Genomic DNA, 9,274 nt, shown 5'->3' with positions numbered 1-9,274 from the left:
TGGCACGAGGCGGGAGTACCCGCCGACAGGCACGAGGCGGGAGTACCCGCCGACAGGCACGAGGCGGGAGTACCCGCCGACAGGCACGAGGCGGGAGTACCCGCCGACAGGCACGAGGCGGGAGTACCCGCCGACAGGCACGAGGCGGGAGTACCCGCCGACAGGCACGAGGCGGGAGTACCCGCCCGTGGGCAGGCGGCGGGGATGCCTCCGTCGGTGGGCAGGAGGTAACGCGATGCGCGAGGCACTGCTCTGGGCTGCGGCGATCCTGCTGGCAGTTGCCGCGGGTTGGGCATGGAACAGCTGGCGGCACCGGGTCTCCACCCGCCCCTCGGGCACCCGAGGGGATCGCGGTGCCACGGCCCGCACCGGTGGCCGTCGTCCCGCCCCGCCCCGACCGCGCGGCACCGACCGGCCGGCCACCAAGAGCCGCTCACGCGACACCGACCGGCACGACACCCCGGCACCCGGCGAGATCTGGTGGGCAGACGTGCCGTACGCCGACGGCAGTGGCTCGAAGGTGCGGCCCTGTCTGGTGCTGCGGACGGACTCCCGGGGCGCGGACGTCCTGAAGATCACCAGTCAGGACAAGAGCGACCGGGACGACCACGTACGGATCCCCACCCTGGACTGGGACCCCGGCGCGGAGCACGACAGCTACCTCAGCCTGACCGAGCCGATCCGACTCAGCTCGGCCGCCTTCGCCGACCACGCCGGCCGCTGCGACGCCGACCTGTGGCGCAAGGTCCGCAGCCTGCGTCACCTGCCCACCCCCTGACCCTGGTCGGTCCGGGCGTCGGCCGTCCCGGCCCTCGTCGGGGCCGCGCCAGGCGTTGATCCACTCGGGTCCCCGGGAACCGCGGCATCCCAGACCGTCGGACACCCCGACTTCCAGGAAGCCGAGTCGATCATGCCGGCAGACCGGACCAGCCCAGGCCAGGCGGACCAGCCAGGCCGAGAAGGCCAGCCCAGGCCAGGCGGACCAGCCAGGCCGAGAAGGCCAGCCCAGGCCGAGAAGGCCAGCCCAGGCCGAGAAGGCCAGCCCAGGCCGAGAAGGCCAGCCCAGGCCAGACGGACCAGGCCAGACGGACCAGGCCAGGCCAGGCCGCACAGGCCAGCCCAGGCCGGGCGGCGGGGGCGGTCAGTCCCAGGCGGTGCCGAGGGTGGCGAGTTGGTCGGCGTACTCGATGCGGTCGATCCACCCGGTCGGCCAGGCGGCCATGCCGGCGGCCGCGCCCACGAACGCGCCGGCCAGGGCGGCGATCGAGTCGGAGTCGCCGGCGGTGGTCGCGCCCCGGGACAGGGCCGCCACCGGGTCGTCGGCGTGCCGTACGGCGCAGAGCAGCGCGGTGGCCAGCGCCTCCTCGGCAACCCAGCCCTCCCCGGTGGCCCGGCACGGGTCGCCGCCGTCGTCCGGCAGGCGCAGGGCGTCCGTCAGTCGACCCAGCACCGCCAGGCACTCGTCCCAGCCCCGGGCGATGAACTCCTCCGGTGTCCCGACCCCCGGGCGCTGCCAAAGATCACCCAGCCACTGCTCCCGGTAGACCAGGCGCTGGGACCGCGCCCGCTCGGTGAGGATCGCGGGTAGCTCGGGCAACGTGGCGCCGGCACGCAGCGTGAGGACCGCGTACGCGGTCAGCTCGCTGGCGGCCAGCCCGGTCGGGTGGCCGTGGGTCATCCCGGCCTGCAACTGGGCCAACCCGGCCATCGTGTCGAGGTCCACGTTGAGCAAGCCAACCGGGGTGACCCGCATGTTGGCCCCGCACCCCTTCGACCCGGCCACGGTTGCCTCCTGCCAGCGCAGCCCACGGCTCAACTCCCCGCAGGCGCGCAGGCAGGTCATGCCCGGGGCGCGGTTGTTGTCCGGGCTGACCGCCCAGGCCTGGAAGCGCCGCCGCAGCAGCGGCTCCACCGCCTCCGGGGTGAGTGCGGGCGCGTCGTGCAGCGCCCAGCCCACCGCGAGTGCCATCTGGGTGTCGTCGGTGACAAGCGCCGGCTCGCCGGACAGCTCACGAGGACCGGTCGGGCCGTACCGGTGTTCGATCTCGGCGACGGTCAGGAACTCGGTGGGCTTGCCGAGGGCGTCACCGTAGGCGAGGCCGAAGAGGGAACCGGAGGCGCGCAGCGCAGGGGTAGGGATCACGGCGGCCATGATGCCCGGCCGCCGCAACCCACGTCCGGCTCAGTCCCAGCAGAGGCAGAACGGATGGCCGGCCGGGTCGGCGTAGACCCGGAAACCCTCGCCCTCGCCCGGCAGCCGCCGCGCACCGAGCGCGAGTGCCGCCTTCTCCGCGCTCTCGATGTCGTCCACCGTCACGTCCAGGTGGAACTGCTGAGGGCGCTCCGGATCCGGCCAGACCGGAGGCCGCAGGTTGAGCGCCTGCTGGAAGGCGAGACGAGGTTGGTGACCGGGCGGACCGCCCAGCACCACCCAGTCGTCCTCCGTCTCACCCTCGGCGAGAGGCACCCCGAGCAACTCGGCGTAGAACATCGCCAGCGCCCGCGGATCCGGGCAGTCGATCACCACTGAACGCAGCTGTCCAATCATGACCGTCATCCTGCCCACCGGGTACGACAGGAAACATCACACCTCGGCGAGCCGCCGGCCGGCGTCCCGGCACGCGGCGAGCACCGCCCGCGCGTACTCCGGGGTGGCACCGGCGAGACCGCAGGCCGGGGTGACCACCACCTGCTCGGCGAGCTGCCGACGGGGAAAGCCCAGACGGTCCCAGACCTGGCGTACCCGATCGGCGATCTGCGCGGAGGTCGACGCGCCACCGGCCGACGGCGGTCGGGTCGGCGCGGCCCCGGCCAACAACCCGAGGCCGGCGTCGAGCGCCTCGCCGAGCGGGTCCAGCTTGGTGACCAGGTCCAGGTCGAGGGCGACGGCGACGGCGCCGGTGGAGCGGATCAGCTCCAGCGGCACGTCCGGGGCGCAGCAGTGCACGAGCGTCGGTACGCCCACCGCGTCGACGATCGTGCGCAGCAGGGCGGCCGCGTCCACCGAGTCGACAGCCCGGTACGCGCCCAGCCCGCTCTCGGTCGGCACCCGCCCGGCCAGCACGGTCGGCAGCGACGGCTCGTCGAGTTGGAGCAGCACCGACGCCCGGGGCAGCCGCCGGGTCACCGCCGCGACGTGCGCGCGCAGCCCTTCGGCGAGGGAGCCGGTCAGATCACGAACCGCGCCGGGGTCACGCAACAGACGGCCGCCGATCGGCAACTCCACGGACGCGGCAAGCGTCAGTGGGCCGGCGGCCTGCACCTTGATCGGCCCGGCGTACCCCTCGGCCTGCTCGGCGAGCTGGTCCAGGTCACGTTCCATCAGGTCACGGGCTCGACGCAGGTCGCGGCCCGGGCGCGGGGCGACCCGCCACCGTCCGGCGTACACCTCGACGGGCAGCTCGACAAGCAGCCCGGCGGACCGGCCGATCAGGTCCGCGCCGGGACCACGGGCCGGCAGCTCGGGCAGATGGGGCAGCTCGGGAAGCTCACCGAGGACCACCCGCTGGGCCTCGCCGATGTCGGTGCCGGGCAGCGAACCAATTCCGGTTGCCGCGCCGGCCGGCCAGGGCCACGCCTGATCTGTCACGGCCGAAGGCTATCCCGCGGACACCCAGGCCGTGCGGTCAGCCGGTGATGGTCGCGGAGCCGAGGACCACGTCGCCGGCCGGGTCCGCCCGGTACGCGACCACTGCCTGGCCGGCGGCGACACCGCGTACCGGCCGGCGCAGCTCGGCGTGCAGCAGGTCACCGTCGAGGGCGACGGTCGCCGGCACCACGTCGCCGTGCGCACGCAGTTGCACCTCGCACTCGACAGGCGCGTCCGGGCGTGCGCCGCCGGTCCAGACTGGACGAACGGCGCGGACCTCGGACACCTCCAGCGCCTCGGCGGGGCCGACGGTCACCGTGTTGGTCTTCGGCGTGATGGAGAGCACGTAACGCGGGCGGCCGTCCGGGGCCGGCCGGTCCAGGTGCAGCCCGCGTCGCTGCCCCACCGTGTACGCGTACGCGCCACTGTGACTGCCGACCACCGCGCCGGTGCCGGCGTCCACCACGTCGCCGGGCGCCTCGCCGAGCCGACCGGCCAGGAAGCCCCGGGTGTCGCCGTCGGCGATGAAGCAGATGTCGTGCGAGTCCGGCTTGTCGGCCACGGCCAGGCCACGCTCGGCGGCCTCGGCGCGCACCTGCGCCTTTGTCGAGTCGCCCAACGGAAAGATCGACCGGTCCAGTTGCTCGCGGGTGAGCACGGCCAGCACGTACGACTGGTCCTTGGCGATGTCGACACTGCGCCGCAGCAGCCCGTCCGCGCCGAGCCGGGCGTGGTGCCCGGTGACCACCGCGTCGAAGCCCAGGGCCACCGCCCGGTCCAGCACCGCCGCGAACTTGATCTTCTCGTTGCAGCGCAGGCAGGGGTTCGGCGTGCGCCCGGCGGCGTACTCGGCGACGAAGTCGTCCACCACGTCCTCGTGGAAGCGGTCGGCCATGTCCCACACGTAGAAGGGGATGCCGATCACGTCGGCGGCCCGCCGTGCGTCCCGGGAGTCTTCAAGCGTGCAGCAGCCACGCGCCCCGGTCCGATAGGTCTGTGGATTGCGAGCCAGCGCCAGGTGTACGCCTGTCACGTCGTGCCCGGCCGCCACCGCCCGCGCCGCCGCCACGGCCGAGTCAACCCCGCCCGACATAGCCGCCAGAACCTTCACCAGCGAACCCCCTTCCCACCCCAGTTCCCCACCACAACCCTATCCACCACCCCCGAAAACCCCGGAACCCGCGCCCAGTCACCCACCCCACCCACGCGATCTTGCACTTTCTGCGGCGACATATGCCGCACAAGACGCGAACCGCCAACCGAAAGTGCAAGATCGCCGGAAGGAAGGGGCGGAGCCCGGGGCGGGGGCGGGGGGTTAGCGGGGGGTGCGGAGGGCTGCGGCTCGGCGGGCTCGGTCTACAGCCGTCGGGAGGGCAGCGATGAGGGCGTCGACGTCGGCCTGGGTGCTCGTGTGGCCGAGGGAGAAGCGCAGCGAGGAGCGGGCGCGGTCGTCGTCGGCGCCCATCGCCAGCAGCACGTGGGAGGGCTGGGCGACCCCCGCGGAGCAGGCCGACCCCGTCGAGCAGGCGATGCCCTGGGCGTCGAGCAAGAGCAGCAGGGCGTCGCCCTCGCAGCCCGGGAAGGAGAAGTGCGCGTTGCCGGGCAGCCGGTCGGTCGGGTCACCGTTGTAGATCACCTCGGGCACCGCCCGACGAACCCGCTCGATCAGGTCGTCGCGGAGGGCGGCCACCCGGGCCGCGTACTCCTGCTGGCCCTTGACCGCCGTCTCGACGGCGACCGCGAAGGCAACGATGCCGGCCGTGTCGAGGGTGCCGGAACGGATGTCACGTTCCTGGCCGCCCCCGTGCAGCAGTGGCGTGGCCGGCACGTCCCGGGCGAGCAGCAGCGCACCCACCCCGGTCGGGCCGCCCAACTTGTGCCCGGTGACGGTCAGCGCGGCGACGCCGCTGGCGCCGAAGTCGACGGGCACCTGACCGACCGCCTGGATGGCGTCGGTGTGGAACGGCACACCGTGCTCGGCCGCGACGGCGGCCAGCTCGGCGACCGGCTGGATGGTGCCCACCTCGTTGTTTGCCCACATCGCGGTGACCACGGCCACCCGGCCGGCGTGCTCGGCCAACTCGGCGCGCAGGTCCTCCGGGTCGAACCGACCGGCGGCGTCCACCGGCAGCCAGCCAACCTCGGCCCCCTCGTGCTCGACGAGCCAGTCGACAGCGTCGAGCACCGCGTGGTGCTCGACGGCGCTGGAGACCACCCGACGGCGGTCCGGGGCGGCTCCCCGGCGGGCCCAGAAGATGCCCTTGACCGCGAGGTTGTCGCTCTCCGTGCCGCCACCCGTGAAGATCACCTCGGACGGCCGGGCGCCCAGCACCGCGGCGACCTTCTCGCGGGACTCCTCGACCCGGCGGCGGGCACGACGACCCGCCGCGTGCAGGGAGGACGCGTTGCCGACCTCGCGGGCGGTAGCGACGTACGCCTCCAGTGCCTCGTCGAGCATCGGAGTCGTCGCCGCGTGATCCAGGTAAGCCATCGCCGTTCAGCCTACGGCCGACACCGCGGCGCCCGGATGGCGGAGGGACCCGGCACCGGACCGGGGTGGGATTTACCACCCCGGCCCTGGCGGCGGCCCAGGTCAGGCGGGCACCGCTGTGACGACGATGTTGTCGCGGTACTTGCGCGCCTTGGCGTCGAACGGCCCGCCACAGGTGATCAGAGTCAGCCGCGGTTTGCCGTCCCGGGCGAAGTACCGGTCCAACGGAATCCTGGTCTTCGCGTACTCCTCCCGGGCGACGACCCGGTACCGCCGTGCCGTGCCGTCGCTGCCGGTCGCGGTCAGGGTGTCGCCCTTGTCGAGTTGACGGAGTCGGAAGAACGCCCCCCTGCCCTGTTTGACGCTGTCCACGTGACCGGCGATGACCACCGAGCCGGCGGTTGCCTCCAGGCCGGGCCCGTAGCGGTACCACCCGATCTGGTCGACGCTGGGCGGCACCTCGAACTCGTTCGTCCGCTCGTTGATGCCCACCGCGTTGACGGTGGCGGTGACGTCGATGTCCGGGATCACCAGCCGTACCGGCGGGACGACCGCCGCGTCGGCCGGCAACTCACCGACGCTGATCGGCACCGACGGCGCGCTGGCGTCCGCCGCTGGGGTGCTGGCCAGCGTGGTCGCCTCCTCGGCACCCACGTTCCCCGCCGGTTGGGAACCGCACGCCACCACGGCGGCGACGGTGAGCGCGGCAACGCCGACGGCCAGGGCCGCCAGCGCGCCGCGGTTGCGCACCGTCACTTGCGACCGGTCCGCGCGGTCGCCATCCGCACACCGCCGCCCAGCAGCAGGAGTACGCCGGCGCCGGTGAGCACGTACCACCAGGTGTCCACGCCCGTGCCGGCCTGACCGCCGTCACCGCTCGGCACGCCGCCCGGGGCGGAGTGCAGGCCGGTGATGGTCTGCGCCACCACGTCGAGGGTCTTGCCCTCGGCGGAGCCGATCGCGTAGACGATCGTGGCGGTGCCCTCCTTGAGGTTGAGGTCGGCCGGGCCGATGGCCACGGTGTCGGTGCCGGCCAGCACCACGTCGGCCTTGACGCTGCCCGCGTCGACGTCGCCCTTGGCCTCGTTCGGGTTGGTGAGGCCCTTGAAGACCGGGGTGCCGCCGGCGCGTACGTCCACCGCCGGTGCGGCCGCGGTGTGCCGGACGATCAGCCGGGCCTTGCCGGCGTCGACCTTCGAGACGTCGTTCACGAACGGGGTGATCTTCGGCTGGCCGGCGGCGTCGAGGTGTGCCGCGATGCTGATGTTCGCGCCGCCTGGCACGGCCGCGTCGTCGACCTTGAGAATCGCGCTGCCGATCGGCTCGCCCGGCTTGGTGAGCGCGATGTCGTAGTCGCCCTCCTCCAGGTTGAGCGGGCCGGCCACGTCACCGGGCTTGAAGTTCGCAAGCGTCTTCTTGCCGTTGACGTAGACGTCGACAGGGGTGTCCGGGATGCCGTGCACGACGGAGACCTTCGACGTGGCGGCGTACGCGGGGGTGGCGGTGAGTGCGCCGACTCCGGCGAAGGCCAGCGCGGCGACCGCGCCGCCCGCCGCGACCCGACGCAGGTACGAGAACTGCATGTCTGCCTCCTGGTGATTGGTGCTGATTCGTCAGGCCTGGCTTGCAGAACGGGTTACGCCGCCGCTCCGACGCGCGGATGCGGGCCGGAGGCACTTTTCTTTTTCGGCCCCACCCGCATCCGAACGGGGGTCGCGAGACGAAGAGCTGCTGAGATGACATCGACCGGGAGAGTGGGGCGGAGACTGTGGCAGCTACAGTCGGGCATGCCCCATCGAAGGCGAGCCGCCCGATGACGGCCCTGCACGAGGAACCGGACCCCCCGGTGGACGACCTCGACCCGCGCTTCCGCGCCGGTGACGACGCGGCGCTGCGCGAGGCGTACGACAGGTACGGTCGGGCCGTGTTCCACCTGGCCACCTCCATGCTGGCCAACCGCGCCGACGCCGAGGACGTCACCCAGGCGACGTTCGTCGCCGCCTGGCTGGGTCGGGACACCTTCGACCCGGCCAAGGGATCGCTGATCGGCTGGCTGCTCGGCATCGGCCGGCGCAAGGTGATCGACCGGATGCGCGCCTCGGCGCGGGAGACCCGGGTGGTGGAGACGGTCCGGCAGCTGCCGGAGCTGGCACCCGCCGACCCGGACCCGGACCGCGTGGTGGACCGGTTGGTGATCGCCGACGAGTTGGCTCGTCTCCCGGACGACCAGCGACGGATGCTGGAGCTGGCCTTCTACGACGACCTGACACACCAGCAGATAGCCACGGTGACAGGCGTGCCGTTGGGCACCGTGAAGAGCCACATCCGGCGCGGCATGGCGAGCTTGAAACGCAGATGGGAGGTGGACGGTGCAGCACCTGGACCACGAGCGGCTGGTCTTTCTGGCGCTCGGTGAGAGCGAGGCGGACAACGGGGAGAGCACCCACCTCGGCACCTGCGCGCTCTGCCGTGCGGAGGTGGCGACCCTGCGGCAGGTGGCCGGCCTCGGCACCGAGACGCAGGGTCTGGCCGACCTGCCCGACCCGCCGGAGCACGTCTGGCAGGGCATCGCCGCCCAGGTCAGAGCGGCGCAGCCGTCGCCGGCCGAGATCCGTCCGCGGCCCATCCCCGGGCAGGCCACCGGTTCGGTGGCCGAGCCGACTGTCACCCGGCTGGATTCGGCGCGCCGGTCCCGTCGGGGCGCCGGCTGGTCGCGCTGGGCGGCCACCGCGGTGACCGCGGCAGCCGCCGCGGCGGTCGGTGTGCTGGGCACGGTCTCCGTGCTGCGACCGGACGACCCGGCGCCCGCTCCGACGCCTGTGGTGGTGGCGAGCGCGCCGCTGGCGGCGTACGGCTCGACGCCACCGGCGGCCAAGGGCGACGCCCGGGTTCTGCGGGACGGCCAACTACATCTGCACGTGGCGAATCTCCCGCGCGTCCCGGGGTACTACGAGGTTTGGCTGATCAATCCGACGACGATGGAGATGTTCTCGGTGGGCACCCTGGGTGGCGGTTCGGACGCGCTGCTGCCCCTGCCCCCGAATGTCGACCTCACCAGCTATTCGGTGGTCGACGTCTCCGCCGAGCAGTACGACAACAACACCCGCCACTCCGGCGACAGCCTGTTGAGGGGCACCCTGACGGGCTGATCGGCGGGCCGGTTCAGCTCCCCGGCCCGCCGATCAGCTCCCCAC

The 9,274-nt window shown here is 73.1% G+C and carries 11 protein-coding genes; 4 read left to right on the top strand and 7 right to left on the bottom strand.

Annotated elements, in window-relative coordinates:
- A partial coding sequence (locus ACLQ29_RS34080) for a hypothetical protein (RefSeq protein ID WP_425775476.1) occupies nt 1–231 on the top strand: 231 nt, incomplete at its 5' end.
- 4 nt (nt 232–235) lie between these two features.
- Nucleotides 236–778 carry a type II toxin-antitoxin system PemK/MazF family toxin gene (locus ACLQ29_RS34075; RefSeq protein WP_393372693.1) on the top strand — a complete coding sequence of 181 codons (543 nt, stop codon included), beginning with the start codon at nt 236–238 and terminating at the stop codon, nt 776–778.
- Nucleotides 779–1,141: 363 nt separating this feature from the next.
- Here the strand turns inward: ACLQ29_RS34075 and ACLQ29_RS34070 are convergent, their stop codons facing one another.
- From ACLQ29_RS34070 to ACLQ29_RS34040, 7 genes are all read right to left on the bottom strand, one after another.
- Complete coding sequence (locus ACLQ29_RS34070; protein ID WP_425775474.1) at nt 1,142–2,152, bottom strand: ADP-ribosylglycohydrolase family protein; 1,011 nt, start codon at nt 2,150–2,152, stop codon at nt 1,142–1,144.
- A gap of 30 nt (nt 2,153–2,182) precedes the next feature.
- Nucleotides 2,183–2,548, bottom strand: a complete 366-nt coding sequence (locus ACLQ29_RS34065) for a VOC family protein (protein WP_425775473.1) — start codon at nt 2,546–2,548, stop codon at nt 2,183–2,185.
- A 36-nt stretch (nt 2,549–2,584) separates the two neighbouring features.
- Nucleotides 2,585–3,589: a methionine synthase gene (locus ACLQ29_RS34060; protein ID WP_425775472.1), complete on the bottom strand. Its 1,005-nt coding sequence runs from the start codon at nt 3,587–3,589 to the stop codon at nt 2,585–2,587.
- Between the two features lie 37 nt (nt 3,590–3,626).
- Nucleotides 3,627–4,700, bottom strand: a complete 1,074-nt coding sequence (mnmA, locus tag ACLQ29_RS34055) for a tRNA 2-thiouridine(34) synthase MnmA (protein WP_425775471.1) — start codon at nt 4,698–4,700, stop codon at nt 3,627–3,629.
- 204 nt (nt 4,701–4,904) lie between these two features.
- Entirely contained in the window at nt 4,905–6,080 is a 1,176-nt protein-coding gene (locus ACLQ29_RS34050) for a cysteine desulfurase family protein (RefSeq protein WP_425775470.1), read from the bottom strand.
- A 102-nt stretch (nt 6,081–6,182) separates the two neighbouring features.
- On the bottom strand, nt 6,183–6,836 hold the full coding sequence (locus ACLQ29_RS34045) for a class F sortase (protein ID WP_425775469.1): 654 nt from the start codon (nt 6,834–6,836) through the stop codon (nt 6,183–6,185).
- On the bottom strand, nt 6,833–7,663 hold the full coding sequence (locus tag ACLQ29_RS34040) for a DUF4397 domain-containing protein (RefSeq protein WP_425775468.1): 831 nt from the start codon (nt 7,661–7,663) through the stop codon (nt 6,833–6,835). The genes ACLQ29_RS34045 and ACLQ29_RS34040 overlap by 4 nt, the downstream gene beginning before the upstream one ends.
- A 230-nt stretch (nt 7,664–7,893) precedes the next feature.
- Between ACLQ29_RS34040 and ACLQ29_RS34035 the strand changes: the two genes are divergently transcribed.
- A complete protein-coding gene (locus ACLQ29_RS34035) occupies nt 7,894–8,496 on the top strand; it encodes an RNA polymerase sigma factor (protein ID WP_425775467.1) in 603 nt (200 codons plus the stop codon).
- Nucleotides 8,450–9,229 carry an anti-sigma factor gene (locus ACLQ29_RS34030; RefSeq protein WP_425775466.1) on the top strand — a complete coding sequence of 260 codons (780 nt, stop codon included), beginning with the start codon at nt 8,450–8,452 and terminating at the stop codon, nt 9,227–9,229. The genes ACLQ29_RS34035 and ACLQ29_RS34030 overlap by 47 nt, the downstream gene beginning before the upstream one ends.
- Nucleotides 9,230–9,274 lie beyond the last annotated feature (45 nt).

Source organism: Micromonospora sp. DT228 (genome assembly GCF_049841595.1).
Taxonomy (GTDB): domain Bacteria; phylum Actinomycetota; class Actinomycetes; order Mycobacteriales; family Micromonosporaceae; genus Micromonospora.
The sequence above is the reverse complement of the archived record's forward strand: the minus strand, read 5'-3'. Positions and strand labels throughout refer to the sequence as shown.

Excerpts from the sequence above, each read along its gene's own strand:
- ACLQ29_RS34035 (WP_425775467.1), top strand. The coding sequence starts at position 7,894 with ATGACGGCCCTGCACGAGGAACCGGACCCCCCGGTGGACGACCTCGAC.
- ACLQ29_RS34075 (WP_393372693.1), top strand. The coding sequence starts at position 236 with ATGCGCGAGGCACTGCTCTGGGCTGCGGCGATCCTGCTGGCAGTTGCC.
- ACLQ29_RS34070 (WP_425775474.1), bottom strand. The coding sequence starts at position 2,152 with ATGGCCGCCGTGATCCCTACCCCTGCGCTGCGCGCCTCCGGTTCCCTC.
- ACLQ29_RS34040 (WP_425775468.1), bottom strand. The coding sequence starts at position 7,663 with ATGCAGTTCTCGTACCTGCGTCGGGTCGCGGCGGGCGGCGCGGTCGCC.
- ACLQ29_RS34065 (WP_425775473.1), bottom strand. The coding sequence starts at position 2,548 with ATGATTGGACAGCTGCGTTCAGTGGTGATCGACTGCCCGGATCCGCGG.
- ACLQ29_RS34050 (WP_425775470.1), bottom strand. The coding sequence starts at position 6,080 with ATGGCTTACCTGGATCACGCGGCGACGACTCCGATGCTCGACGAGGCA.